The 24,636-nt window shown below is 65.0% G+C and carries 25 protein-coding genes; 5 read left to right on the top strand and 20 right to left on the bottom strand.

All coding sequences use genetic code 11. From position 1 onward, the window contains the following. Window positions 1–192: 192 nt before the first annotated feature. The 3 genes from GMOLON4_RS12360 to GMOLON4_RS12350 form a co-directional block, all read right to left on the bottom strand. The gene (locus tag GMOLON4_RS12360; RefSeq protein ID WP_026936508.1) at window positions 193–1,650 is read right to left on the bottom strand and encodes a phytoene desaturase family protein; all 1,458 of its coding nucleotides are present in this window, start codon (window positions 1,648–1,650) and stop codon (window positions 193–195) included. Window positions 1,651–1,665: 15 nt separating this feature from the next. Continuing rightward, window positions 1,666–2,355, bottom strand: coding sequence for a YczE/YyaS/YitT family protein (locus GMOLON4_RS12355; protein WP_051266598.1), 690 nt, complete (start codon window positions 2,353–2,355; stop codon window positions 1,666–1,668). A gap of 199 nt (window positions 2,356–2,554) precedes the next feature. Beyond that, complete coding sequence (locus GMOLON4_RS12350) at window positions 2,555–3,172, bottom strand: flavin reductase family protein (RefSeq protein WP_051266596.1); 618 nt, start codon at window positions 3,170–3,172, stop codon at window positions 2,555–2,557. A gap of 33 nt (window positions 3,173–3,205) precedes the next feature. Here GMOLON4_RS12350 and GMOLON4_RS12345 point away from each other — a divergent pair. Beyond that, window positions 3,206–4,392, top strand: a protein-coding gene (locus GMOLON4_RS12345; protein WP_265415360.1) for an IS3 family transposase whose coding sequence is annotated in 2 segments (ribosomal slippage) — window positions 3,206–3,476 and window positions 3,476–4,392 — 1,188 coding nt in all. Because the reading frame shifts where the segments join, the coding sequence is not laid out codon by codon here. A gap of 73 nt (window positions 4,393–4,465) precedes the next feature. On the opposite strand, the gene GMOLON4_RS12340 is transcribed toward GMOLON4_RS12345, so the two are convergent. The 4 genes from GMOLON4_RS12340 to GMOLON4_RS12325 are packed head-to-tail and all read right to left on the bottom strand — an operon-like array spanning window position 4,466 to window position 7,926. Next, window positions 4,466–4,891 (bottom strand): ester cyclase, encoded by a 426-nt coding sequence (locus GMOLON4_RS12340; protein WP_051267377.1) that lies wholly within the window; start codon window positions 4,889–4,891, stop codon window positions 4,466–4,468. Further along, window positions 4,878–6,365, bottom strand: a complete 1,488-nt coding sequence (locus GMOLON4_RS12335; RefSeq protein WP_026937788.1) for an aldehyde dehydrogenase family protein — start codon at window positions 6,363–6,365, stop codon at window positions 4,878–4,880. The genes GMOLON4_RS12340 and GMOLON4_RS12335 overlap by 14 nt, the downstream gene beginning before the upstream one ends. Beyond that, window positions 6,362–7,324, bottom strand: coding sequence for a fumarylacetoacetate hydrolase family protein (locus GMOLON4_RS12330; protein ID WP_035733778.1), 963 nt, complete (start codon window positions 7,322–7,324; stop codon window positions 6,362–6,364). Before GMOLON4_RS12330 ends, GMOLON4_RS12335 begins: the two co-directional genes overlap by 4 nt. A gap of 17 nt (window positions 7,325–7,341) precedes the next feature. Further along, window positions 7,342–7,926: a VOC family protein gene (locus tag GMOLON4_RS12325; protein WP_026937790.1), complete on the bottom strand. Its 585-nt coding sequence runs from the start codon at window positions 7,924–7,926 to the stop codon at window positions 7,342–7,344. A 239-nt stretch (window positions 7,927–8,165) separates the two neighbouring features. On the opposite strand from GMOLON4_RS12325, the gene GMOLON4_RS12320 reads away from it, so the two are divergent. After that, window positions 8,166–8,870 carry an IclR family transcriptional regulator gene (locus GMOLON4_RS12320; protein WP_035733782.1) on the top strand — a complete coding sequence of 235 codons (705 nt, stop codon included), beginning with the start codon at window positions 8,166–8,168 and terminating at the stop codon, window positions 8,868–8,870. Beyond that, window positions 8,863–9,567 carry an IclR family transcriptional regulator gene (locus tag GMOLON4_RS12315; protein WP_051267379.1) on the top strand — a complete coding sequence of 235 codons (705 nt, stop codon included), beginning with the start codon at window positions 8,863–8,865 and terminating at the stop codon, window positions 9,565–9,567. The genes GMOLON4_RS12320 and GMOLON4_RS12315 overlap by 8 nt, the downstream gene beginning before the upstream one ends. Before the next feature lie 122 nt (window positions 9,568–9,689). On the opposite strand, the gene GMOLON4_RS12310 is transcribed toward GMOLON4_RS12315, so the two are convergent. Continuing rightward, complete coding sequence (locus GMOLON4_RS12310; protein WP_026937792.1) at window positions 9,690–10,235, bottom strand: YceI family protein; 546 nt, start codon at window positions 10,233–10,235, stop codon at window positions 9,690–9,692. Between the two features lie 334 nt (window positions 10,236–10,569). Between GMOLON4_RS12310 and GMOLON4_RS12305 the strand changes: the two genes are divergently transcribed. Next, a complete protein-coding gene (locus GMOLON4_RS12305; RefSeq protein ID WP_169516546.1) occupies window positions 10,570–12,240 on the top strand; it encodes an alpha/beta-hydrolase family protein in 1,671 nt (556 codons plus the stop codon). Window positions 12,241–12,255: 15 nt separating this feature from the next. On the opposite strand, the gene GMOLON4_RS12300 is transcribed toward GMOLON4_RS12305, so the two are convergent. The 6 genes from GMOLON4_RS12300 to rpmB form a co-directional block, all read right to left on the bottom strand. Further along, window positions 12,256–13,569 (bottom strand): ATP-dependent DNA helicase, encoded by a 1,314-nt coding sequence (locus GMOLON4_RS12300; protein WP_026937793.1) that lies wholly within the window; start codon window positions 13,567–13,569, stop codon window positions 12,256–12,258. After that, entirely contained in the window at window positions 13,569–15,689 is a 2,121-nt protein-coding gene (locus GMOLON4_RS12295; RefSeq protein WP_245575559.1) for a cytochrome c oxidase assembly protein, read from the bottom strand. Before GMOLON4_RS12295 ends, GMOLON4_RS12300 begins: the two co-directional genes overlap by 1 nt. 89 nt (window positions 15,690–15,778) lie before the next feature. Then, window positions 15,779–16,069 carry an HU family DNA-binding protein gene (locus GMOLON4_RS12290; protein ID WP_026937795.1) on the bottom strand — a complete coding sequence of 97 codons (291 nt, stop codon included), beginning with the start codon at window positions 16,067–16,069 and terminating at the stop codon, window positions 15,779–15,781. Between the two features lie 448 nt (window positions 16,070–16,517). Then, window positions 16,518–16,823, bottom strand: coding sequence for a 30S ribosomal protein S14 (gene rpsN, locus GMOLON4_RS12285; protein ID WP_026937796.1), 306 nt, complete (start codon window positions 16,821–16,823; stop codon window positions 16,518–16,520). A 3-nt stretch (window positions 16,824–16,826) separates the two neighbouring features. Then, complete coding sequence (gene rpmG, locus GMOLON4_RS12280; protein WP_026937797.1) at window positions 16,827–16,997, bottom strand: 50S ribosomal protein L33; 171 nt, start codon at window positions 16,995–16,997, stop codon at window positions 16,827–16,829. Further along, the gene (gene rpmB / locus GMOLON4_RS12275; RefSeq protein WP_026937798.1) at window positions 16,997–17,233 is read right to left on the bottom strand and encodes a 50S ribosomal protein L28; all 237 of its coding nucleotides are present in this window, start codon (window positions 17,231–17,233) and stop codon (window positions 16,997–16,999) included. Before rpmB ends, rpmG begins: the two co-directional genes overlap by 1 nt. A 263-nt stretch (window positions 17,234–17,496) precedes the next feature. Here rpmB and GMOLON4_RS12270 point away from each other — a divergent pair, with 263 nt between their 5' ends. After that, window positions 17,497–18,738 carry a DDE-type integrase/transposase/recombinase gene (locus GMOLON4_RS12270; protein ID WP_181244158.1) on the top strand — a complete coding sequence of 414 codons (1,242 nt, stop codon included), beginning with the start codon at window positions 17,497–17,499 and terminating at the stop codon, window positions 18,736–18,738. Window positions 18,739–18,950: 212 nt separating this feature from the next. Here GMOLON4_RS12270 and GMOLON4_RS12265 read toward each other — a convergent pair whose 3' ends face one another. The 6 genes from GMOLON4_RS12265 to GMOLON4_RS12240 all read right to left on the bottom strand — a co-directional run bounded on the left by GMOLON4_RS12265 (window position 18,951) and on the right by GMOLON4_RS12240 (window position 24,636). Further along, a complete protein-coding gene (locus tag GMOLON4_RS12265; protein ID WP_026937043.1) occupies window positions 18,951–19,367 on the bottom strand; it encodes a Fur family transcriptional regulator in 417 nt (138 codons plus the stop codon). Beyond that, window positions 19,364–20,233 (bottom strand): metal ABC transporter permease, encoded by an 870-nt coding sequence (locus GMOLON4_RS12260; protein WP_026937044.1) that lies wholly within the window; start codon window positions 20,231–20,233, stop codon window positions 19,364–19,366. Before GMOLON4_RS12260 ends, GMOLON4_RS12265 begins: the two co-directional genes overlap by 4 nt. After that, window positions 20,230–21,159: a metal ABC transporter permease gene (locus GMOLON4_RS12255; RefSeq protein ID WP_026937045.1), complete on the bottom strand. Its 930-nt coding sequence runs from the start codon at window positions 21,157–21,159 to the stop codon at window positions 20,230–20,232. The genes GMOLON4_RS12260 and GMOLON4_RS12255 overlap by 4 nt, the downstream gene beginning before the upstream one ends. After that, complete coding sequence (locus GMOLON4_RS12250) at window positions 21,156–21,986, bottom strand: metal ABC transporter ATP-binding protein (RefSeq protein ID WP_084147526.1); 831 nt, start codon at window positions 21,984–21,986, stop codon at window positions 21,156–21,158. Before GMOLON4_RS12250 ends, GMOLON4_RS12255 begins: the two co-directional genes overlap by 4 nt. A gap of 6 nt (window positions 21,987–21,992) precedes the next feature. After that, window positions 21,993–23,123, bottom strand: a complete 1,131-nt coding sequence (locus tag GMOLON4_RS12245; RefSeq protein WP_051266888.1) for a metal ABC transporter substrate-binding protein — start codon at window positions 23,121–23,123, stop codon at window positions 21,993–21,995. A gap of 115 nt (window positions 23,124–23,238) precedes the next feature. Beyond that, window positions 23,239–24,636, bottom strand: a complete 1,398-nt coding sequence (locus GMOLON4_RS12240) for a dihydrolipoamide acetyltransferase family protein (RefSeq protein WP_026937047.1) — start codon at window positions 24,634–24,636, stop codon at window positions 23,239–23,241.

The raw sequence follows: 24,636 nt of genomic DNA, 5'->3' as shown, positions 1-24,636 counted from the left end.
CCTGATAAGTGACGCGTCCGAGACAAAGTCTTTATGAGATCGAGACCTCTAACCAGCGGCCGCGGCGGAAATTGCCCCAATTTTGGGAGTTGGTAAACTTTTGGATCCCAGCCAGAATCCCGTTGTGTTTCTTGTTTGCGACAAACCAGTCAATCGTTTGTGCCAACTCCGCAGCTCAACACCGGTTGTGACTCATTCTGGGGACACCGAAAGGTCAGGTAACGATTTGCTAAATTCTTTCGACAGAACCAGTCGTGCCGCGTGCCATCCGGCGAGTCCGTGTACCCCCGGTCCGGGAGGCGTCGAAGAGGACGCGAGATAGATCCCTCGGCCCGGAGTCTGCCAGGGATGCGCAGACAGCGACGGCCGCGCGATCAGCTGCCGCAGCTGCACGCCGCCCGCGCTGATGTCGCCGCCGAAGTAATTCGGGTTGTACTCCCCCAGTTCAGCCGCGGTCGTCACTCGGCAGTCCAGGATGCGGTCCCTCACGCCGGGTGCGAAACGCTCGATCTGCGCGATCACGCGTTCGGATACGTCAAATGTCGAGCCATTCGGCACGTGCGTGTAGCTCCAGACCGCGTTGAGCCCCGCCGGGTTCCGCGCCGGATCAAACTCGGTCGGCTGCGCGAGCAAGACGTAGGGACGATCGGGATGCCGGCCGCGGTTCACCTCGCCCTCGGCGAAAGCGATCTCGGACCGCGTACCGCCAAGGTGAACCGTCGGGGTCTGGGCGATGCGCGCATCCGCCCACGGAATCGGGCCGTCCAGCACGAGATCGACTTTTGCCGCCGAGTTGCCGGGTCGGAACCTTCGCAGCTCTCGAAGGTACGCATCGGGCAGCTCGCGCGCGGCAATGCGACCGAGATCGCGCGCAGAGGTATCGAACACCTTGACGCTGAAGCTATCGAGCTCGCCGATATCGCGGATGCGCGTGCCCGTCTCGATCCGCCCGCCGTGCGCGAGGAGGTCATCCGCGAGCGCCCGCGAAATCGCCTGCGACCCGCCAACTGGCACCGGCCATCCGCCCGCGTGCCCCGTGACCGAGAGCACGAGCCCGACCGCGGCCGTCGACAGCGCCGGCATCGTGCCGATACTGTGCGCCGCGACCCCGGAAATCAACGCGGGCGCCGCATCCTCGCGAAACCGGGCGTTCCACAGCGGCGAACCCTGCTCGAGGGTGCGCAGCCCCATCGCGATTGCCGCGGGTAACGACTTCGGCCACCGCAGCATGCTGCCGCCGAGCCCGAAGTCGAGCACGCCCTCGAGTCGCGCGAGCATCGGCGCGAACAGGCGGCGATACGCCTCGCCGTCGCGGCCGAGTTCCCCGATCGTGCGATCCAGGTCGCGGTAGGCGACGGCGGCGGGTCCCCCATCGAGTGGATGCGCGTACGAGGCCTCGGGGACGACGAACTCGACGCGCTTGGTCAGCTCAAAACGCTGGAAGAACTCGGAGGCGAGCGCCATCGGATGGATCGCGGAGCAGATGTCGTGCACGACCCCGGGCATCACGACCTCACCGGTGCGTGTGCCCCCGCCAATGGTCTCGGCGGCCTCGAAAACCGTGACGGGGATGCCGGCGCGAGCGAGGGTGACCGCGGCCGCGAGGCCGTTGGGGCCGGAGCCGACGACGGCGGCCCCTTCTTTCCGCATGCGCGCCGCCATGACCTAGCTGTCCTGAACGCCCGGCCGCGAGAGGATCGCGGGCCACGTCACGAAGCGGTGCAGCAGGCGCACGACGTAGCCGACGAGCCACGCGGCGAGGATCGTGCCCTCGCGGACACCGCGAAGTTCCATGAAGAAGATGAGCGACAGGATGACCGCGATGACCACGAGCGACGAATCAAACAGGATCTTGACCGAGCTGAACGGCCGCTTCGTGACGCGTGCAATCGCTACCGCGGTGCCGTCGCCAGCGAGGGTGAGCACCCGCGGCGTGACCTGCAGCCAAACCCCGACGCCGAGCACGACCGATCCCGCGACTGAGAGCGCGACTTGAATCAGATAGTTGCCCTCGGCCACACCATCCAGGCCGCGAAGCAGCCACACCGAGAGGTCACACAGCGCACCGAACGCGAACGCGGCCGGGATCTGCAAGATCTGGATGAGCTCGAACTTTCGCCGCAAGATGAGGATCTGCACGAAAAACAGCACGACGTTGATCGCGACGGTATAAAAGCCGAGGCTCAGGGGCGTCGCGTAACTCATCACGAGCGGAATCGCGCTGATCGGAGTGGTCCCGATCAGCGCGTACACCGAGAGCGCAATGCCGATCGACATCACGAAGAGGCCGACGAGGAAAGTGAGGTAGCGCAGCGTCAGCGACAAACCCCGCGGGGCTTCTTTGGCATCAGACATAGGCCACTCCTCGAATCACGCCGTCGTATACGATTTCGGCAACCCGCTGATTCTATGGGAAGCGCGAGAGGTCCCGCAGGATTCTTGCGAATCTTACGGGACCTCTCGGGTCTGGCGCGGTGGCCGGGGTGCACCGGTGAGGATGCGGCGGGTCAGGATGCGTAGGTCAGGATGCGCAGGTCAGGATGCGCGGGCCGTCTCACTCTTCCACGGGCGTCAGGTCGCTGCCCAAGAAGAACTCCGCCCCGCGATAGATGAGCGCGGGCGTCTCCCCCGCCTCGGCCGCGACGACCTCACCGATGAAGATCGTGTGCGTGTACGCGGGCATCTTGTATTTGATCGCAAGCTCGAAGTGGCCGGTCACGCCCGCCAGGATCGGGCTGCCGGTTACCCCCTCTTGCCAGTCGAGCCCCGCGAACTTGTCGCCGCCCTTCTTCGCGAACGCCCGCACGATCGGCATCTGATCCTCCGCGATGACGTTAATCGCGAGATGGTCGGCGCTGAACAGCCACGGGTACGTGGACGAGGTGGCGTTGATCGCGACCATGATGAGCGGTGGATCGTACGAGATCGACGCGAACGCGTTCACCGCGAGCCCGCGCGGTTGACCGTCCGACCCCAGCACCGTCACGATCGTGACGCCGGTCGGGTAGCGCTTGTGGACAGCGCGCAGCCGCTGGCCGAGGGTGGGTTCCTCGACCGCTGCTCCTGGGCCAGCTACCGTGGGGCCCGCTACCGTGGGGTTCGCTACCTCGGGGTTCGCTACCTTCGGAGTCTGGAGTGCTGTGGAGATTTCGGACAGTGAGCCCCGTAGCATTTCGGGGGAACACTGAAATGAGGAATCCGCAGAATGTCTGCAACACGACGACGATTCAGTCAGGAATTCAAGGACGAGTTATGCCGCGAGGTGATCACCACCTCGAAGGCCGTCAAGACGGTAGCCGAGGAATACGGTGTCGGCGCCGAAACCCTCCGCGGCTGGCTCAAGAAGTACCGGGCCGAGCACGCCACCGGAGAACCGGAGGGCGATTTGACTCTCGATGAACGAGCCCGGTTACGAGAACTCGAACGCGAGAACCGGGAACTGCGCACCGAGGCCGCGTTCCTAAAAAAAGCAGCAGCGTACTTCGCGAGGGAGCCACGATAGTGGCGAAGTATGAGTTTATTGACTCCTATGCCCGCGAGCCAGGCGCGCCATCGATCGCGCGGATGTGCGTGTGGCTGGCAGTTTCTCGTTCCGGGTTCTATCACTGGCGCGGCCGCCCGTTATCGGCGACCGCGACCCGCAGGGCGGCGCTGACCTCCCGGATCCGGTACTTCTTCGACGCATCGGACCAGACCTACGGGTACCGGCGGATTCACGCTGATCTGACCGCGGAGGGGACGGAGTGCTCGCCAGAGCTGGTGCGACAGATCATGCGTGACGAGGGCCTGGTGGCCTGTCAACCGCGCCCGTTCCGAACGACGACGCTGGCGGATCGAGAGGCCGCCGAGGGCATGCCAGACCTCGTGCAGCGGGCGTTCACCGCTGACCGGCCTGGCCGCAAATTCGTGGGCGATATTACTTACATTCCCTCGTGGCAGGGGTTCATCTATTTGGCGACCGTGATTGACTGCTATTCGAAGAAAGTTGTGGGCTGGTCGATCGCTGATCACATGCGTACCGAGTTGGTCGAGGACGCGCTCCGGAATGCGGTAGCGACCACCCAGATTGAGCCAGGCGCGATTTTTCATTCGGACCGCGGAAGTGTTTATACCTCCGCGGACTATCGGGCGCTGGTGGCCCGGCTGGGGATGCGGTCTTCGATGGGACGAACTGGCGTGTGTTGGGACAACGCCATGGCGGAATCGTTCTTTTCGGCGTTGAAGAACGAGCGCGTGTACCGCACCGTGTACGCGACGAAACAGCAGGCGCGACGTGATGTGATCAACTACATCGAGGGGTTCTACAACAGTCGCCGTCGCCACTCCGCGTTGGGTTACCAGTACCCCAACGATGTCCATTACAGTTACCGACAGCTGGCACTAGCAGCGTAAGAAAATCCATCAAAACGCTGTCCGAAATCTACGCAGCAGCCCAGTCTCATCCTGAGTCATGTCGTTCTTTCCTTCAGCCGCGATCGATCGGCAGGATGCCGAGATCATGCAGCACGGTCACTTCGTTCCAGGACGACCAGTCCTCCGCGATCTTGTCGCCCTCGAACCGCGTGATGATGATGCCCTCGGCCCGGATGCGCCGCCCGGTTGGCAGCGCGCCAAGGAAGGTCCCGAGGTGGGTGCCTTCCGTGACCCACCGATAGGCGACGCGATCGCCCTCTTCGATGAGATCAAGCATCCCGGTTTCAAGGTCGGGAAAGCCCTCCTGAAACTCCCGGAGGAGGCCGATGAATCCCTCGAGATCGACCGTGCCGCTGCCGCCGTGGCTGACGTAATCTTCGGTGAAGTGCTCGGAGAGGATCGACTGGTATCGATCCCGCTCCATCGCATTCCACACCTCCGACAGAATCTGCTTGAGGTTCGGGCTAGCCGACGACATTGACGACCTTCTCCACCGTCTCCGCGAGGAGGCCGGAGGTGCCGAGCTCCTCACCGATGCCCGAGGTCTTCACCCCGAGCCACGGCGTCGCCGGGTGGGGCGGGCCCCACGCGTTGACCCAGACCGACCCTGCCTTCAGGCCCTTGGTAAAGCGGTTGATCGCACTGCTGTCGTTGGTCCAGAGCACGCTCGTGAGGCCGTACTCGGTGTCGTTTGCGAGGCGCAGCGCCTCCTCGTCGGTGTCGAACGGGATGACGGTGCCGACCGGGCCGAAGATCTCCTGGCGCGCGACGGGGCTGTCGTTGTCCGAAACGAGAACCGTCGGCTTGAAGAAGTAGCCGCGGTCGCCGAGTCGCTCGCCGCCGGTAACGACGTCGACGCCATACTCGCGCCCCTGCTCGACGAGCGCCGAGACGCTCTTGAGCTGGCGCTCGTTGATGAGCGTGCCCATCTGCGTCGCCTCGTCGAAGGGGTCACCCACTCGAATCGAGTCGGCGTGGGCCGCGAGCCGATCGACGAGCGCGTCGAGCACATCCCGCTGCACGAAGATGCGGCTGCCGGATGCGCAGGTCTGGCCCTGGTTCGCAAAGACTCCCGTGCCGACGGTCGAGATGATCTCGTCGAGATCCGCATCCGCCCGAATAATCTGCGGCGACTTGCCGCCGAGCTCCAGCACGATCTTCTTGAGCGCCCCCGAGGCTTTCGCGGCGATGCCGCGGCCGACCTCTGGGCTGCCCGTGAACGAAATCTTGTCAACGCCAGGCGCGGTGACAAGTGCCTCGCCGGCGACCGAGCCGCGCCCCGTGACGAGGTTGACGGTGCCCGCTGGGAATCCCGCCTCCTCGATGAGCTGCACGAGGCGCACCGTGCTGAGCGACGCCTCCTGTGCCGACTTCAGCACGATGGTGTTGCCTGCCGCGAGCGCCGGCGCGAGCTTCCACGCGGTGATCATGGTCGGCGCATTCCACGGGGTGATCGCGCCGACGACGCCGAGCGGTTGGCGGAGCGTGTACGTGCGCCGCGACTTGCCGCCGAGATCAGGCAGGTCGAACGTCGTGCCGTGAATCTTGTCGGCGTAGCCCGCGAAATAGCGGAAGACCTCGGATGCGAGCGGAATCTCACCGAAGAATGGCTCGCCAATCGGGCGGCCGATGTCGACCGACTCGAGGGCCGCGAGCTCCTCGCGGTGCTCCTCGATCAGGTCGGCGAGGCGCCAGAGCATCCGACCGCGGTCCGCGCCCGAAACGCGCGACCAGGCGCCCTCATCCACCTCGCGCCGAGCCGCTGCGACGGCGCGGGCGACGTCCTCGGGGCCCGCGAGCGCGATCGAGGAGATCTGGCTCTCGCGGGATGGGTCGATCACCGGGGTGCGCTCGCCCGAGACCGCTTCGACCCACTCGCCGTCGATAAACAGCTTCGCGTCGGTGACGCCATCGGGCCGAGTCGGGAGCCTAGTTTCGGTGGTGGTTGTCATGCGGATGTTTCCTCTGAATGTTCGTTGATGACGGGATTGCGGAGCGTGCCGATGCCTTCGACGGTGATCTCGACGACATCGCCGTCGCGGAGGTACTCGGGCGGGTTGCGCTTGAACCCCACGCCCGCGGGGGTCCCGGTCGGAATGATGTCGCCCGGCTCGAGCTGGATGAACTCCGAAATGTGCTCGATCAGCGCCGGGATGTCGAAGATGAACTCGTTCGTCGATGCATCCTGCTTCACTACACCGTTGATGACCGTTGTGATGCGCAGGTTGTGTGGGTCGAGTCCCTCGTCGGCGAGCGCGATGTGTGGACCGACCGGGCCGGATGCGTGAAAGTTCTTGCCGCCGGTGTACTGGGTGACGCGGAACTGGTAGTCGCGAACCGACACGTCGTTGAACACCGTGTAGCCCGCGACGTGCTCGAACGCATCCTCACGGGTGATGTGCCTGCCGCCCTTGCCGATCACGACGGCGAGTTCGCCCTCCCAATCCACCTCGTGCGAGACCTTCGGCACGACGATTGGCTCACCATGCGCGATCTGCGTCGCCGCGAAGCGCGGGAACAGGATGGGAATCTCCGAGATCTGTAGGCCCGCTTCCTCCGCGTGCTTTCCGTAGTTTCGGGCCACGCACACGATCTTGGGCGGGTTCGGAATGGGCACGAGCGTGTCAGTCGAGCTTTGCGAGACGCGGATGCCCGCCTCCCGCGCATCCGCGTCCGGGAGCGATTCGGCGTGCGCGACCGCATCCTGCAACGCCGAGAGCGTGCGATCACCACCGCGGAAGAACGCGAGCGAGTCCGGAGAAAGCTCGCCCTGCGCGATGGCAGCCGCGTTCAGCTCCCCCTCGCTGGCGAGCAGCGCGGCGTATGCCTTGGTGACGTCAATATAATCGTCGCCACTGACGACGCCGAGTCGCGCGTCGCCGAGATGCTGGAATCGGGCGATCTTGGTCATGGGTGAGTGCTCCTTTGCTAGCTGCTCGGCTGGGTCTGCAGGCGACGGGCACGCTCGGCCTCGGCCTGCTTCTCTCGTTGTTCGTCGTACGCCTCGAAGTCGAAGTCCTCGAGCTCGATTTCCTGGATCGCCGGGTACGGGCGCGGGATGCCGTCCCAACCGACGTGATCGATCTTGTAGTAGAACTCGAGAAGGTTCCCGTCGGGGTCGAGCCCGTAGAACCGCGGCTGATTACCCGGGCCACCGATACGCGCGTTGACGATCGGCACCTCGCGCTCCTTGAACCGGCGGTAGAGCGTGAGCAGGTCGTCGCTCGAGTCCATTTCGAACGCAATGTGGTGCAGGCCGAGGGAGCGAGCACTCGGCTTTTCGGGGTTCGCATCCCGGAGCGTGAAGATCGAAAGCCGGTGATGGATAGTGTCCTCCCAGCCGCGCACGAACGCGCCCGCGAGTACGGCCGAGCCGTGTCCTACCGTGCTCTCGTCGTAACGGAACATTTCGGTGAGGCGCATCCCGAGCACCTCGGTATAAAACGCCACTGAGCGGTCGATGTCTTCGACCGCGATTCCCACATGGCCCAGGCGGGCAACTTTTCCACTCATTTGACACTCCATTGAGTCGCTGCTGTGATTTCCGTTTATCGTGCTTTCAAACCCGATATTTGGAGACTATCGAACTCTCGTGCGCGAAGCAATGGTTTTTTGAGCAAGCGCTCATAATGATTGCAAGCTTTCAGGCTCCGCCGCAAGACCCGTACGGATCGCAGTCGAATTAGAGTGGAGAGTCCGATAATCGGGCGCTGCACCCAACGTTGGGACACTAGTGACAAGTAGGGACACCCATGGAGATCTCGCAAACCGCGGACTACGCACTCCAGGTGCTGTTTGCGCTGGAGACGAAGGACGCACAGACTGCGAGCGACCTCGCCACCACCGTCGGCGTCGCTCGCAGCGTCATGCAGCGCATCCTCAACACACTGCACGGTCGAGCGCTCGTTACCCGCGACCCGGCAGGCAACTTTCGACTGAGCCCGCTCCTCGTTCGCCTCGCGGGGCACATTCCTAATGAGCTCGCCACGGTAGGGCAGCCGATTATCGACCAACTCGCTGCGAGCATCGGCGAGACCGTGATCCTGACCGTGCCCGAGGACCACGAGGCCGTCGTCGTCGCGCGGGCGCACGCGGCACAGTCGACCTTGCGGATCGAATATGAAGTCGGTTTCCGACAGCCCATCACGCGAGGTGCGTCAAGCCTCGCGATGCTCGCCCATCTCGACGCGGGCACCCTTGGACTCACGCTCCACGACGACACGTCACTGCAGCTCAAGGCGATTCGACAGCGCGGAGTGTCCCGCTCGCGCGGCCACGTCCGCCCCGAAATGTCGGGAATCGGCGCGCCGGTGCTCGACACGACAAGCGGTTTGCGCGGCGCAGTCGCCATCGTGGTGCCGACCTCGCGCGCCGAACGACTCGAGCATTTTGAGGATGCGCTGCTCGCCACCGCCGGCACAATCGCGACCGCGCTTGAGGCAGGCGAGCGTGTCTGAGATCTCCAAGACCGCCGACAAGGCGCTCAACCTCCTCCTCGCCCTCGAGGGCCGGTCACTGACCGCGCCCGAACTCACGGCGATCACTGGGATGAATCGGACGGTGGTCCGCCGCCTGCTCCAAACTCTGCTTTCGCGTGACCTCATCCGCCGCGAGGGAAGCCGCTTCCAGCTCAGCGGCAGGATGCGCAGGCTCGCGAGCGCCGTCTACCCCGAGCTACGTCGCGCCGCCCGGCCGGCAGCCGAGGCGCTCATGCGCGAGCTCGGCGAGACCGTGGTGTTTCAGATCGTCGACGGCTCGGCGATGGTTGTCCTGCTCGAGCTCCTGCACGGCCGGGGTACCGGGATGCTCGTGCGCCACGAGGTCGGCTCGCGCAGCGGGATGAGCGAGAGCGCATCCGGCCTCGCGGTGCTCGCGGCGACGGATGCGCGTGCTCGCGACAGGCTCCTCGGTCGCGATCCGGATCCCGAACTCCTCGAGCGGATTGCCGAGGCGCAGGAACAGGGCATTGCCTTCACGTCCGACCTCCTGCGGTCGGGAGTCGCCGGACTCGCGGTGGCGGTGCGCGATGGCTCCGACACGGTAATCGGGAGCCTCGCCGCACTCGTACCCTCCGCGCGGGTCGACAAGCTCCGCGCTAGCGAGTCTGCGCTTCGACGCGCGGCGGCGCAGATCGAATCTCAGCTCTCCGCTTGACCGACCGAGCAACTTAACCGACCGAGCAACCTTGCAGGCCAAGCCGCCAGCCGAACACGAACGCCCCGATCTGCATGTGCAGATCGGGGCGCCTGAAATATTCGCAGTTGAGCGACTTGCGACTACGCGGCGAGCATCGCCTGACCGTCAATGTGGAGCTTGACGTCGTCACCGAGCGTGAGGCCACCGGCCTCAGTCGGTGCGTTCCAGTTCACGCCGAAGTCCTTGCGGTTGATCGTGGTCGAGGCCTCGAAACCGGCCTTGGTGTTGCCGTAACCGTCGACAGTCACGCCGCCGAACTCGACCTGCAGCTCAATCTCCTTCGTCACGCCACGCATCGTGAAGTCACCGAGCACGTAGATGTCCGAACCGTCAACGCGCACCGACTTCGATGCGAAGGTGATCGTCGGGTGCTCGTCAGCGAGGAAGAAGTCCGACGTGCGAAGGTGCTCGTCGCGCTGCTCCTGGTTGGTGTTCACCGACTTGACCTCGACGGTCGCGTTCACCGAGCTGTCCTCGATCTGGTCGCCGACGACGATCGCACCCTCGAACCGTTCGAACTTACCGCGGACCTTCGAGATCGCCATGTGGCGAACGACAAAGCCGACCTCGGTGTGGGTGGGGTCAATGTTCCAGGTGCCTGCGGTGAGGCCTTGAATTGCGGTCATGTGAACTCCTTCAAAAGTTTGGTTGTAGGTACAACTTATTTCGATTGGACTCTGAGCGCAACCCCTTATTCCCTGAATTTGCATGAACAATTCTGGGACGAGCGGTCGCACTGTCCCCATCTTCCGCTACCGGAATGAAGCGCCACTCAGCGTGCGTTCACATCGTGTCAACTCGAGCCTGGATAATGACAACATGTTTGGTGGGCGGAGTCGGAAGCAAAGGCGGAAGCAGCGAACCCCCAATCCAAGACTCCGCTTCTTCCGCCCACAGGGCCAGAATCCGCAGCCCGCGGGCGATCCGCCCCGCGGCATCGACGCCAGCCCCCACCCCCTCGTGCCCAACTGGTGGGGCATCGTCGGCGGCCAGATTGCGTCTTGGATCGCGCTCAGCCCCAGCTTCCTGCCACGGAAATGGTGGATGACCGCGGCCAGCGTCAGCCTGTCCCAGCTGTATGGCTACGGGGTTGGCGTCGGGGCCCGCTCGGCGCGCATCGGCATCGGCGACGCGGTTCGCCGATTCGTCCCGGAGAAGTTTCTCCCCATCCGACTCGGACACCAGCTGGCCAAGTTCACTTCAGTCTGGCAGATCCTCCTGTTGAGCGGACTCGTCCTCGGCACCGGCGCCTCGCTCATCACCTCGATGCACCGGCAGCGGGAAATTGCGGAACTCGTGGATCAAGAGCCGCCGACCCCACGAATCCAGCTGCTCGGTCTGAGCGCCGGCACCCTCGCCTCGATGGGTGTCCTGCTCGGGGTGCGGCTGTTCCGTCTGCAGTCCTGGGGCACCCGGCAGCTGCTGAAGCGTTACGTGCCGGCGATCGCCGTTCCCTTCTCCGGCACCATCATCTCCCTCGGCCTGCTCTATTTCTTTAACCGTTCGGTGCTTTGGAAGCGCCTCCTGGAGGGCATCGAGGACTCGGCCACCGCGAAGAATCTCAAGCCGCTGCCGGGTCGCACCCCACCGTTGCAGCCCGAGCGATCCGGATCCAGCGCATCCTACGAACCCTTTGGGACGCTTGGCCGGCACGGGAAGGCCGTCGTCTCCGATGGCCCGCGAGGCGCCGACATCGCGCGATTCACGGGCGAGGATGCGATGGAGCCGATCCGCGCGTACGTCGGCCTGCGCGCGAGCGTCTCGATCGACGCCGCGGCGAAGCGAGCCGTGCGCGAGCTGAAGCGCGCCGGGGGCTTCAAGCGCAGCCACATCTGCATCTACATCGGCACCGGCACCGGTTGGCTCAACGACTGGTCGATGGCCGCAATGGAGTACCTCACCCGCGGTGACTGCGCGATGGTGTCGCTGCAGTACACCGTGCTGCCGAGCGCCTTCGCACTCCTGCTCGACCGAGACTCGCCCCAGAAAACCGGTCAGGCGCTCTACCGCGAGGTTGTCGCCGAGCTCGAGAAGATGCCTAAGGCGTCGCGCCCGAAGCTATATATTTCCGGCGAATCGCTCGGTGCCTTCGGCGGTCTGTCGGTGTTCGACGACGCCCGGGACATGACCGAGCGGCTCGACGGCGCAATCTGGGCGGGTACCCCGCAGTTCACGCCGATCTGGTCGGAGCTCGTGGACCGTCGGGGCGAGGGTTCCCGCGTCGTGCGGCCCTATATCGGCGACGGCTCGCTCGTTCGTTTCTCGAATCGGCTGGGAGATCTTCGCGAACCAAACGACGGCGTCGACTACGTACCTTGGGGACCGCGGCGGTTCGTCTTCATGCAGCACCCGAGCGACCCAATCGTCTGGTGGAACGTGCCGCTGATCTGGCAGGAGCCGGAGTGGATGACCGAGCCGCGCGGCTACGACGTCACCGAGCACATGCGCTGGTGGCCGTGGGTGACCTTCTGGCAGACCGCCGCCGACATGGCGGCTTCGATCCAGTCGAAGGGCGGACACGCGCACCGCTACTACGAGGAGTACGTGGGTGCGTGGGCCGAGGTGCTCGGCGTCGAGGTCGACGTGGATGCGCTGATCGAGGAGGTCCGCCCGTTCATCCACCCGCACTGACCGCGCCTTACGGCGCTAGTCAGCGACCGATCTCACCGCGAGCTTCGCGACGCGCTGTGCCTCCGCGACCTCGTTCATGAAGCGCATCACATCCGGGTCGACGAAGATATCCCGCGGCTGCAGCGGCCGCGTCAGGTATAGGCCCTCGAGCGAGCGGATGCGCGACAGCGCCACGTACGTCTGCCCCGGCGAGAACGCGCGGGCGCCGAGGTCGACCACGGCGCGGTCATAGGTCTTGCCCTGCGACTTGTGAATCGTCACCGCCCACGCGAGCCGCAGCGGGAACTGGTGGAACTCCCCCACGACCTCGCGCGAGAGCTCCCTCGACTCGGCGTCGTAGGAATACTTCAACTTCTCCCACACGATCGGCTCGACCTCGTGCTCCTCGTCGTCGATCTCGACGTGCACGGTCTTGTCAATGCGGGTGACGACGCCCACCGAACCATTCACCCACCGGCTGTCGGTGTCGTTGCGCAGGAACATCACCTGGGCCCCGATCTTCAGCTCGAGCTCCTCCTCCGCCGGAAACGTGCGGGCGTTGCCAAAGTCGCCGTTGATCTCGGCCGCGGCCGACATCGATTGCCCCGGCAACCGGTCGAGCTCGCGTTTGTTGATACGCGAAACCGTCGCGTTCTTTGAGGCGAGGGTGATGATGCCGTCGGTCGGGGGCGTGCGCGATCCCACCTCGTTGAGCCTGGTCGCCATCGCCTCGGTCACGTTCCCGTAGCGCACCGCGGTGAGCAGGTTCCGGAACTCGTCGTCGTGCTGCCGGTGAATCTCCCGCAGGGTGTGGATGTGCATCTCGGTCTCGCGCCACACGTGCGCGTCGAAGAACCAGGTCGACTTGTAGTTGTCGCGCATCCACGCCCGCTCGTCGGGATCGCTCGGCGGCACCGGCGCGAGCTGGAACGGGTCGCCGAACATCACGACCTGCACGCCGCCAAATGGCTCCGCCTTGCGCTGGCGAGCCTGTCGTAGGGAACGATCCATCGCATCCAGCAGATCGGCCGAGACCATCGAGATCTCGTCGATTACGAGCGTGTCGATCGTGTTGAGCAGCTTCTTGACCTCGCGGTTCTGCTCGATCGGCTGGTTGCCGATGATGCCGATCGGCAGTTTGAACAGCGAATGGATGGTCTGGCCGCCGACGTTCAGCGCCGCGACGCCCGTAGGCGCACAGATCACGAGCTGCTTCGTCGTGTGCCACGAAAGGTGGTTGAGGAGCGTCGACTTTCCGGTGCCGGCGCGGCCGGTCACGAAGAGATGCTCGCGGGTGCCCTCGATCGCGTCGAAGACTCCCTGCTGTTCTGGCGTCAGGTGCACGGTCACTACTGCGCGTCCCTTTCTGCCAGGGTCTTGAGCTGCTCGTTGTAGGCCTTGAGCTCGGCATCGTCGTTCTTCTGTGCCCGGCGGTCCTCGCGCTTCGCGCGCTTGTCGTCGCTCTTGGACCACTGCAGGCCAACGATAACCGCCAGGATGACCGTCGGGAACTCGCCGATGCCCCAAGCCACCGCGCCACCCATCTGCTGGTCGAGCAGGGCGGTCTCGGGCCCCCAGGTGCGTCCGGTCGCGCCGTACCACTCGGCGACGAGCAGGCCGGTGCCGGTCATGATCGACAGGCCGAAGAAGGCGTGGAAGGTCATCACCAGGATGAGCGAGATCAGTCGTGCGGGATACGGCGCGCGGGTGCGCGACGGGTCATCGCCGATGAGCGACTCGACGAACAGGTACCCGACGATGAGGAAGTGGGCGATCATCCACATGTGGCCGACGTGGTCGTACGTGGCCCAGCGGAAGAGTGGCGTGTAGTAGAACACGAGCAGCGCGAGCGCGAAGTTGATGCCCGCAACGATCGGATGCGAGAAGAACGTGGCCCACTTCGAGTGCACGAGGTGCAGCACCCATTCGCGGCCGCCCATCGAGCCGTCGTGGCGCGGCTTGACCGTGCGCAGCAGCAGCGTCATCGGGGCGCCGAGGACGATGAAGATCGGGATGATCATCGAGAGGATCATGTGATCGGTCATGTGGAAGCTGAACTGGAACTTGCCGTAGACGATCATCGCGCCGTTGACGTTGTAGAGCAGCACGAGAAGGCCGAACACGAACGAGGCGACGCGCCACCACGGCCACTTGTCGCCTCGCCCCCGGAGCCGGCCCACGCCCATGAAGTAAAAGGCGAGCGCGAGGAGCGACAAGAGCGTCCAGATCGGGTCAAGCTGCCATTCGGTAAACAACCGGGAGAACTCGAAGGGCGGCGGGAGCGGCTCGCCCGAGAGCAACTGCGCGGGCGTGGGGGCGGCGAGCTCCTCGGCCGTGACCTGGGGCTGCGGGCTCGGGGTGCGGCCGAGCGCCGCGGCGGCGCCCGAGACGGCGCCCATGATGAGCATTTCGATTCCGAGTAGCCATGCGAGCGGTGTGAGCGTCGACTTGCGCTCCTCGACGTTCTTCGCCATCCGGTTAATGAAGTACCGGCGCTGCAGGAACCCGAACCAGCCGAGGACGATCAGCAGCGCAACCTTGAAGAGCGTGATCTGCCCATAGGGAGTCGTAAAGAGTCGATCCCAGGCGCCAATGTTCATCCACGACGCGACGACGCCGCTCGCACCCGTCGTGATGAAGGCGACGAGCGCCAGCTGCGAGTACCGCTCGACGAGCGGCAGACGGCGTCGGGCGGGCGCGCCGAGGGCGATGATCGCCGTGACCACGAGGCCGCCAAGCCATACTGCCGCGCCGGTGTAGTGCAGCGTGATGCCGCCCACGGCGGTGCTATGGGACTCGGCGCCAGCGGCGTGGCCGAGGGATGCGATGGGCCAGAGGGTGAGGAACGCGAAGCCGGTCGTGAGGAAGGTGCCCCAACGAGAGCGGGATGCGAACACGAACGTGCTGAGGATCGCCGACATGACGATCCCAATGAGCCACAGCTGGCCGACCTCGAGTGACACGAGGTAGAACCACAGGCCCTCGCCGAACTTCGCGTCGAACGAGAACGGCACGCCGGAGACGTCAAGGTAGGCGAAGAGCGCCGCCGCGATGGTCGAGACCATCCACGCCGCGGCGCCACCCTGCGCGAGGCTCATCGCCCGCTCGAATTCGGGCTCCTTCCGGCTGCAACTCCAGATCGCGACCGCGAGCGCGCCCAGCGTCATCGCGGCCGTCAGGTTGTAGGCAAGGCGCGACGCGGGCAGACCCCAGCGCACGATCGGTCCCGGGTCAGCGACGACGAGCGGCGCCGCTCCTCCGCCGTACGCGAGCGCGCCCAGCATGACCAGCAGTGCGACCACGAGGAGGCCCGCGGGTCCCCAGGCGATCAGCGTACGGGTGCGCGCATCCCAACCGCTTTGGCCAATGCGGTCGAGTTCGGCGTCACTGAGGACATTCTTGCGGCGCTTAACGGCTGTGGTGCCGAGACGCTCGGTGGGGGATGCGGGGCCCGAGTCGGACGAAATCATGGTCCCTCCAGGGTACCCGCGGGGAAGGGTGGTCGGAAAAGCAGAGGGCCGCCCCAACTGGGACGGCCCTCGACTTAGTTCGCGAGAAACTACTTGACGGCGTTCTTGAGCTTCGAACCTGCCGAGATCTTGACGCCCTTCGATGCGGGGATCTGGATCTCGTCACCGGTGCGGGGGTTGCGGCCAACGCGGGCTGCGCGCTCGGTCTGCTCAACCGAGAACCAGCCCGGGATGGTGACCTTGTTGCCGGCAGCAGCGTTCGTTGCGAGCTGCTGGAACAGTGCGTCGAGAACGCTGTTAACGGTCGTCTGGCTCTGGCCAGTCTCAGCAGCGATCGCTGCGACGAGTTCGGTCTTGTTCACGGTGGTCTTCTCTGCCATACGTGCCCTCCTCAGGACGCTGCGCCCGCTCTCACGAACGCAGATTTACAGTTTGGGTCGCCGCGTTCCGCCTGTTTCTGCGGTGGGCAACGTCGCCAAACTAGCACCGACAGGCTGCGATCGTTGCAAATACGCGGGTTTTGCGCGAAAAAAGTGCTGCGAATCCGTCGAAAGTGGGGATTTTGGGGTGCTTGAAGGGCCCGACGGGCGATGGCACAGCCTTACACGGAGGTTCACCACACGGCGCTGCAATTTGCGGCACGCATGGGCTGTCACGAGGCGAATGCTCCGTCCTGATGTGCCACGCGTGCCGCAGATCGCAGCCACCCCGGCAAGCTACGCCGGATACGCAAGTGGGGCGGACATCCGTTGAAGGATGTCCGCCCCACTTGATGCGATCGCTTCGATATGCGGGCTGCGCCCGCTACTCAGCGACCGTGCACGAGCTTTACCAGCTCGACTTGGTGATGCCGGGGAGCTCGCCGCGGTGTGCCATCTCACGGAAGCGCACACGCGAGACGCCGTACTTGCTCAGGAAGCCGCGGGGGCGACCGTCGATGCTGTCGCGGCCGCGAACGCGAACCGGCGAAGCGTTACGGGGAAGCTTCTGGAGGGCGACGCGAGCCTCTTCACGCGACTCGTCGGTGCCGTTCGGGTCGACCAGCTGCTTCTTCAGCTGCAGGCGACGCTCGGCGTAGCGCGCAACGATTTCCTTGCGCTGCTCGTTCTTTGCAATCTTGCTCTTCTTAGCCATGTCTTAGCGCTCCTCACGGAATTCGACGTGCTTGCGGATTACCGGGTCGTACTTCTTCAGCACGAGACGGTCCGGGGTGTTGCGTCGGTTCTTCTTGGTGACGTAGGTGAAGCCCGTGCCCGCGGTCGAGCGGAGCTTGATGATCGGACGAACGTCCTGGCTCTTCTTTGCCATTAGAGCTTCACACCCTTCTTCTGCAGGTCAGCAACAACCGCGTCAATGCCGCGAGCGTCGATTACCTTGATGCCCTTAGCCGAGACGGTGAGCGTCACGGTGCGCTTGAGCGAGGGAACGTAGAACTTCTTCTTCTGGATGTTCGGGTCAAAACGACGCTTGGTACGTCGGTTTGAGTGCGAAACATTGTGACCGAACTGCGGAGTAGTTCCGGTCACCTGGCATACTGCTGCCACGGTGTCTCCTTCAATACCGCAATGCCCATGAAGGCATTGCCCAAGATCTCTTGTCTGCGTCTGGAAATGCGGGATTGCAGATCCTTCGCGGTGTCGTCGGAGGAGTGACCCCAAACGCACCAGCTAGCAACTTTACTCGACGTCGAGTGGAGTACGCAATAGGTCGACAAGACTCACTTCAAGTGCCCGCGAAACACCCTCGATGCCTCACATAAAAAGGCCCGTGAAACGGTGACGCTCAAGGCATGGGAAGTGAGTTGTCAATGGCCGCCCGAATAGAGATCACCCGGAAGTATGCCCGGCAGTACGCCAACGCCTCGAAAAAGGACCGTGGCCGGCTGTTGGACGAGGTCGTCGCGGTCACGGGCTGGTCCCGCGATAACGCCCGACGCCGACTCGCGAAAGCCTCCAAACCAGGACCACGGGCCGTTACGACCGAACGCAAACCACGGCCACGGAAGTATTCCTACGACGCGACCAAGGTACTGCAGCGGGTGTGGGCCGCGACCGGCGGCCAGTGCGGCAAATACCTCGCCGTCTCCATGCCACTACAGCTCGATGCCCTCGAACGCCACCACGAACTCGTTCACGGCCAGCAGCGGTACTCGCCCGACGTACGCGAAGAGTTGCTCGCGATGAGCGCGGCCACGATCGACCGGTACCTCGCCCCGGCCCGCGCCAGCGACCCGCTGCGCGGGATCAGCACCACAAAACCCTCACCCTTGCTGCGTTCCTCGATCCAGATCCGCAAAGCCGGTGACGAAGTCGAGGACGAGCCCGGGTTCTTCGAGGGCGACACCGTCGCGCACTGCGGCCCCACGCTGAAGGGCGAGTTCGCACGGACATTGAACCTGACCGACATGCGCACGGGGTGGGGGTTCACCCGCTCGATCCGGAACAACGCGACTATCCACATCCTCGCCGCGCTCGACGCAGGTGTCACCAGCATCCCGTTCGAAGTCACCGGCTTAGACTTCGATAACGGCAGCGAGTTCATCAACCACGAAGTGATCGGTTGGGCCGCGGACCGGAAGATTTTCTTCACCCGCTCACGCCCGTATAAGAAAAACGATCAGGCCACGATCGAGTCGAAGAACAACCATCTCGTGCGGCACTACGGCTTCTACTGGCGGTATGACACCCCCGAAGCGCTGACGCTACTGAACCAGCTGTGGCCGCTGGTCAATGACCGGTTGAACTATTTCACACCCACGATCAAACCCACCGGCTACAGCACCGACCGCGTCGGCCGCCGCAAACGGGTGTACGACGACCCGCGAACCCCGTTCGATCGGCTCCTGGACGCGGAAGTGCTCGCTCCCGCGCAGATCGCGGAATTGACCGCGTACCGCGACAGCCTGAACCCCGCCGAACTCGCCCGCCGGATCGTGTCCCTCCAACGCCGGTTGACCGGCCTCGCGCAGCGCCCGACGCTGGAGTTGGAAGCCGCGACCGTGAAGCCACTGCCTGACACCAGTCGTGGGGTGCGTCGCAAAGCGAGCTAACCCGTGCCCGCGAAACCCTGGCCCGGGTTGGGCACGATTTCGCGGGCATTCACAAGTGAGGCATGGAGATCATTTCGCGGGCATATTGACATGAGGCATCTCGTAGGTTTCTTAGGTTCGATGCGTCGCTACGCAACTAGTCACCGTCCGTCGCTCCCCGAGTAGGCCGAAGGCCGTATCGAGGGGCGGTTCGATACGTCGCTACGCGACACTCACCGACCGGTTGCGCTGCAGTTCTCACACAGGCCGAACACGTCGAGCGTGTGCGTCACCTCGGTGTAGCCGTACTGCTCAGCCACGGCCGCGGCCCACTGCTCGACCGTCGGATCGCTGATTTCCACGGTTGCCCCGCAGTTGCGGCACACCAGGTGGTGATGGTGGTGTTCGGTTTCACAGAAACGGTACTGCTCGCCGTCGGTGTTGAGCATCGAGTCGGCATCGCCCGCCTCAACGAGCGACGCCAGCGCGCGGTACACGGTGGCGAGGCCGATGCGCTGGCCCGACTCCTCGATATCCCTGTGGAGCTCCTGCGCGGTGACGAAGCCGTCGCGCTGGCGCAGGTGGTCGCGGACCGCCTCGCGCTGCCACGTGTGGCGGCGCTGCGGTGTTGCCTTTCGACCCTCTGTCATGACGCCACCTTAGCGGGCACCGCCTCTCGAGAGCCAGCCGCCTGCGCACTCACCGCCTCAGCCGAGCGCGAACGCCGGAACCACTTGCGCATCCCCGACCACGCCATCGCGAGCAGGAAGATCGCCGTCGCGGTCAGCGCCATCGACCCGCCCGCGGCGATGTCGAACCACCGTGAGATGAACAGTCCCAGCACCGCCGACACGACGCCGAGCCCCATAGCGAGCGGCACCATCACCTGGATGCGCTGGGTCACCAGGCGAGCGGCGGCAGCGGGTGCCGCGATCATCGCGATCGCAAGGATGGAACCGATCGCAGGCATCGTCGCGACGACCGTGCCCGCGATAAGGACGAGCGTGAGCACCTCCATCCGCGACTCCCGGTATCCGGCGGCCTCGAACCCAACGCGGTCGAAGGTGGAGAAGAGGATTTCTTTCCAGAACATCCCGACCGTGACGATGGCGATCACGAGCATCCCCGCGATGATGCCCACGTTCTCGGGCGAGATCCCGAGGATCTGGCCCGTCAGGAACGAGTCGACCCGAGTCTGCAGCTGCGGGTTCATCGAGTGCAGGAACGTCCCGAGCGCGTACCCGAAGGAGAGCACGATGCCGGCCGCGACCTGGCGTCCCTGGCGACGAATCCGGCCGAGGGCGAGCATCAGCGCGACGAGCCCAAGGCCAAAGACGGCGGCTCCGAACACGATGTTGACTCCGAGCAGTGCCGCGGCGACGCCACCCGGGAAGGTGGCGTGCGTGAGGGCGACGGTGAAGAACGCACGCTGGCGCAGCACGACGATGGTGCCGACGAGGCCCGCGAGCGCGCCCACCAGGATGCCCGTGATGAGTGCGGTGGTGAAGACGGTCATGCGCGCCCCTCCCCCGTAGCCACAGCCCCGACCGATCCCGTCGTCACCGTTTCGATCGGCGAGGTCACCACGGGTCGGCGGCCGGCACGGATGCGCGAGATCACCTCGGACATGGCCGCCACCAGGAGATAGATCGCGACGAGGGTCAGCACGAGCACGGCCGAGGGCGAGACCGGGAGTCGCGCATCCACTGACAGCCAGTAGCCGCCGACGAGCCCGACGAAGCTCCCGACGAGCGCCGTAACGATCCCGATCACGACGATCTTCGACAGCCGCCGCGAGAGCAGTCGCCCGACCGCCGCGGGCACGATGAGCAGCGCAAGCACCAGCAGGTTTCCGACGGCTCTCGCCGCGGCCACCACGACCAGGGCGATCGCGAGATTGAGCGCGAGCTCGTAGGCGAACACGCGCATCCCCGTTGCCTCAGCCCCGCGGCGATCGAACGAGATGAAGACCTGTTCCTTCCAGGTCACGCCGGTGAGGATCAGCGCGAGCGCGCCGAGGACCGCGATGACAATCAGGTCGCTGGAGTCAATCATGAGCAGCTGCCCGAACAGCAGCGACTCGACACCCGACGTGTACGTCGTGGTCTTCGAGACGATGACGATACCGAGCGCAAAGGCGCCGGCGAGCAGCACGGCGGTACTCGCATCGGTGCTCACACCGCGGTTTGTCGCGATCGTGAGCAGTACCGTCGCAATGAGCGCCGCGATGATCGCGCCGATATAGAGCGCATCCGTGCCGCCGACGGCGAGGCCGATCACAACGCCGGGAAACACCGCGTGGACGAGACCGTCGCTCACGAACTCGAGGTCGCGCAGGTTCAGCGCGACCCCGACGATCGCGGCGACCACGGCAAGAATGACGAGGGCGATCGCGGCGTTCTGCATGAACGGTGCGCCAAACATGACATAGATGCTCGTCACAGGCCGGACTTTTCGGGCTTAGGGACGACGTGCGGGTGGGCCACGATGTCCTCGTGCGTGTCGAAGTGCTCGTGGGTCTCGCCGAACGTCTCCGAGACGTGCTCGGGGATGAGCGTCTCGTGGATCGGGCCAAACGCCACCTGGTGGCGGTTAATCAGCAGCACATGCGAGCAAACCTGGTGCGCGAGCTCGAGGTCGTGCGTGGACACGGCCATGCCGACGCCCTCGGCGCGCAGCTCGCGCAACGTCTGCATCAGCATCTGCCGGCTCGACGTGTCGAGACCGTTAAATGGCTCGTCGAGCAGGAGCAACTTGGGCTCCATCACGAGGGCGCGCGCGAGCAGGCCGCGCTGCTGCTGGCCACCCGACAAGTCGCCGAAGCGAGTGTCCGCGTGATCGGCGAGATTCACGCGCTCGAGTGCCGCGTCAACGGCGGCCCGGTCGGTGCGGCCTGGCCAGCGCATGATTCCGAGCCGCCGGAAGCGGCCCATTGTGACAACCTCGCGGAGGCTGATCGGAAACTCGGGGTCGATCTCATCGGTCTGCGGCATGTACCCGATGTCGCTCGCCGCCTGTCGCGGCGCCTTCCCGAGCACCTCAAGCTCGCCGGCGATCGGCTGCACAAGGCCGACCATACTCTTGAGCAGGGTCGACTTGCCGGATGCGTTTGGCCCGACAAGGGCGAGGGCCTCACGCCTGAAAATATCAAGGGTGAGGCCGGTCGCGGCCGGTTTGTGGCCGTCGTAGCTCAGCGTGACGTCGCGGTAGTGCGCGAGTGGTTTTTCTGCCTTGTCAGTGCGAGCCGATTTGGTGGATGCGGTGGTCAACTGTGCCTAAGATTCCTGAAGTTCGGCGGGGGGTTCGGATGCGGCGCCACCCCACGAGTCGAGCAGCTGCGTCGTGTTGTGGATCGTCGACTTGATGTAGGTGTCACCAGCGGTGCCCTCGGCGCCGAGCGAGTCGGTGTAGAGACCATCCTCACCCGAGTAAATCTTGATACCGGCCTCCGTGGCAATAGCTTCGGCGGTTCCCGGGCTCAGCTGCGTCTCGGTGAAGATCGCCTGGGCGCCAGATTCCTTGATCGCCGCGACGAGTGCGTCGATCTCGGCGGCCGACGGCTCGGCGTTGTCATCCCAGCTCGGCATGACCGAACCGACGAAGGTAATGCCGTAGTCGTGGTCGTAGTAGGTCAGCGCGTCGTGGTTGCTGACGAGGAGGCGGTCCGCGGCGGGCACGGTGTCGACGTTGGTCTTGACCCACTCGTCGAGCGCGGTGAGCTTGTCGTTGTAGGCCGTCGCGTTTGCGAGGTAGGTGTCGCCCTGGTCCGCGTCGAGGTTGGCCAGTTCGGAGGCGATCTCGTTCGTCATGTCCGCGGCCATGAGCGGAGCCGTCCAGATGTGCGGGTTGTCCCCGCCGTGGTCGTGGCCGTCGTGCGAGTCCTCGGCTGCAGCATCCGCGGCCGAAGCGGTCTCGTCGGCGTGGTCGTGACCGTCGTGCGAGTCCTCGGCGTGCGTTTCCTCAGCTGCAGCCTCTTCCGCGGCATGGTCGTGCTCATCTTCGTTCGCGGCGAGGATGCGGTCATCGCTGATGCCGTTGGAGGCGTCGATGAGCAGACCCTCGAAGCCGGCAGAGTCGATCGTCGACTGCGCCCACGGCTCGAGCCCCAGACCGTTGATGATGACGACGTCTGCGGTGCGGATGGTCTCGAGGTCCGCGGCGGTGGCCTCGAACGAGTGTGCGGATGCGTTCGGCTGGAGGAGACCGGTGATCTGCGCACCCGTTCCGTCGGTGATGTTCGTCGCGAAGTCGGTGAGTTGCGTCGTCGTGGTAACGATCTGCAGCCCGTCCGCGGCAGCGGGCGCGTCGCTCCCCGCGGCGCAACCAACCAGGCCAGTCGTGATCGCCACTGCGGCAAGGCCGCCGGTCAGGGTGCGTGTGAGAATCCGCCGGGTGTAGTGAGACACTGCAAGTCCAATCCAACCGAGAAAAGTCCAATGGCAGCGCGCGGTCTCGGTCCCGGGCATCACCAGGGACTAACGATAACCGTTATCAAGTTGCCGCGCAAAACTGCGCGACCACCTAGTCGAGCAGCAGCGCAGGCTCCTCCACGATCCGCGCAACGTCCGCGAGGAAGCGCGAGGCTACGTCGCCGTCCACGAGACGGTGGTCGAACGAGGCCGCCAGCGTCGTGACCTGACGCACCTGCACCTCGTCGTTCACGACCCACGGCTTCGGCCGCACGGTACCGAACGCAACGATGCCGACCTCATCCGGCATGAGCACGGGCGTGCCCGAGTCCATCCCGAACACACCGATATTGGTGATCGTGAACGTGCCGTTCTGCTGGTCCGCGGGCGAGGTCTTACCGTCGCGCGCGGTGATCGTGAGCTGCTCGAGCGCCCCCGCGAGCTCGCGCATGCTGAGCTCCTGCGCATCCTTGATGTTCGGCACGAGCAGCCCCCGTGGCGTCGCCGCCGCGATGCCGAGGTTCACGTAGTGCTTGATCGTGTACTCGGTGTCCGTCCACGTCGCGTTCACCGTCGGGTTGCGGCGGATCGCCCAGATCACGGCCTTCGCGACGAGCAGCAGCGGCGAAATCTTGACGCCGGCGAAGTTGGGCGAGGACTTGAGTCGCTTGACGTAGTCCATCGTGCGCGTCGCATCCACGTCGGTGAAGAGCGTGACGTGCGGCGCGGTGAACATCGACTTCACCATGTTCTGCGCGATGTGTTTGCGCACGCCCTTGACCGGGAAGGTCTCCTCGCGCACCGAGCTGCGGTCCGGCGTCTCGAGGTTGGTGAACAACTTCGCCTGCTCGGCGTGGCGGATGACGTCGTCCCGCGTGATCTCACCGGCAAGACCGGTGGCCTGCACCTCGCTTAGCTCGACCTCGAGGTCGCGCGCGAGCTTCCGAATCGGCGGCTTCGCGACGATCGGGTAGGCGGATGCGGCGGGCACAGATGCGGGTCGGGCTGGCTTCGTGCGTGCCGCGGCCTGCGCCGCCTCTCGCTCGTGGTCGGTCGCGGGCTTCGTGCGCGCCGCCACCTTGCGGCGCCGCCCATTGCGGCGCGACTGCGCCGACGGTGCTGTCCCGTAGCCGACGAGATTCGCGCCGCCCTCGGTGTCTACCGTGCTCGCGGTATCGCGCTCGGCCTCGGCGAACTCATCCGAGGTGACGCCCGGATGGCCGTCCCCGTCGGGGTCATTCGGGTCCGCGATCACCTCGGGACCGGGCGAGTCCGCGGTCTCGATCGCGAGAATCGCGCTGCCGACCTCAACCGTCTCCCCCTCACCGGCGAGGAGGCTCGACACGACGCCCTCGAGCGGGCTCGGCAGTTCGACGAGCGACTTGGCTGTCTCGATCTCGACGAGCACGTCATTGACCTTGACGGTGTCGCCAACCTTCACGCGCCATTCGACGATCTCGGCCTCGGTGAGGCCTTCGCCGACATCGGGGAGCTCAAACTCAATAGCCAT

It is taken from the genome of Gulosibacter molinativorax (assembly GCF_003010915.2).
Lineage (GTDB): Bacteria > Actinomycetota > Actinomycetes > Actinomycetales > Microbacteriaceae > Gulosibacter > Gulosibacter molinativorax.
This window is presented reverse-complemented; position numbering and strand designations above follow the sequence as displayed.

Excerpts from the sequence above, each read along its gene's own strand:
- GMOLON4_RS12360 (WP_026936508.1), bottom strand. The coding sequence starts at position 1,650 with ATGCGGAAAGAAGGGGCCGCCGTCGTCGGCTCCGGCCCCAACGGCCTC.
- GMOLON4_RS12355 (WP_051266598.1), bottom strand. The coding sequence starts at position 2,355 with ATGTCTGATGCCAAAGAAGCCCCGCGGGGTTTGTCGCTGACGCTGCGC.
- GMOLON4_RS12350 (WP_051266596.1), bottom strand. The coding sequence starts at position 3,172 with ATGCTACGGGGCTCACTGTCCGAAATCTCCACAGCACTCCAGACTCCG.
- GMOLON4_RS12340 (WP_051267377.1), bottom strand. The coding sequence starts at position 4,891 with ATGTCGTCGGCTAGCCCGAACCTCAAGCAGATTCTGTCGGAGGTGTGG.
- GMOLON4_RS12335 (WP_026937788.1), bottom strand. The coding sequence starts at position 6,365 with ATGACAACCACCACCGAAACTAGGCTCCCGACTCGGCCCGATGGCGTC.
- GMOLON4_RS12330 (WP_035733778.1), bottom strand. The coding sequence starts at position 7,324 with ATGACCAAGATCGCCCGATTCCAGCATCTCGGCGACGCGCGACTCGGC.
- GMOLON4_RS12325 (WP_026937790.1), bottom strand. The coding sequence starts at position 7,926 with ATGAGTGGAAAAGTTGCCCGCCTGGGCCATGTGGGAATCGCGGTCGAA.
- GMOLON4_RS12320 (WP_035733782.1), top strand. The coding sequence starts at position 8,166 with ATGGAGATCTCGCAAACCGCGGACTACGCACTCCAGGTGCTGTTTGCG.
- GMOLON4_RS12310 (WP_026937792.1), bottom strand. The coding sequence starts at position 10,235 with ATGACCGCAATTCAAGGCCTCACCGCAGGCACCTGGAACATTGACCCC.
- GMOLON4_RS12295 (WP_245575559.1), bottom strand. The coding sequence starts at position 15,689 with ATGATTTCGTCCGACTCGGGCCCCGCATCCCCCACCGAGCGTCTCGGC.
- GMOLON4_RS12290 (WP_026937795.1), bottom strand. The coding sequence starts at position 16,069 with ATGGCAGAGAAGACCACCGTGAACAAGACCGAACTCGTCGCAGCGATC.
- rpsN (WP_026937796.1), bottom strand. The coding sequence starts at position 16,823 with ATGGCTAAGAAGAGCAAGATTGCAAAGAACGAGCAGCGCAAGGAAATC.
- rpmG (WP_026937797.1), bottom strand. The coding sequence starts at position 16,997 with ATGGCAAAGAAGAGCCAGGACGTTCGTCCGATCATCAAGCTCCGCTCG.
- GMOLON4_RS12270 (WP_181244158.1), top strand. The coding sequence starts at position 17,497 with ATGGCCGCCCGAATAGAGATCACCCGGAAGTATGCCCGGCAGTACGCC.
- GMOLON4_RS12265 (WP_026937043.1), bottom strand. The coding sequence starts at position 19,367 with ATGACAGAGGGTCGAAAGGCAACACCGCAGCGCCGCCACACGTGGCAG.
- GMOLON4_RS12260 (WP_026937044.1), bottom strand. The coding sequence starts at position 20,233 with ATGACCGTCTTCACCACCGCACTCATCACGGGCATCCTGGTGGGCGCG.
- GMOLON4_RS12240 (WP_026937047.1), bottom strand. The coding sequence starts at position 24,636 with ATGGCTATTGAGTTTGAGCTCCCCGATGTCGGCGAAGGCCTCACCGAG.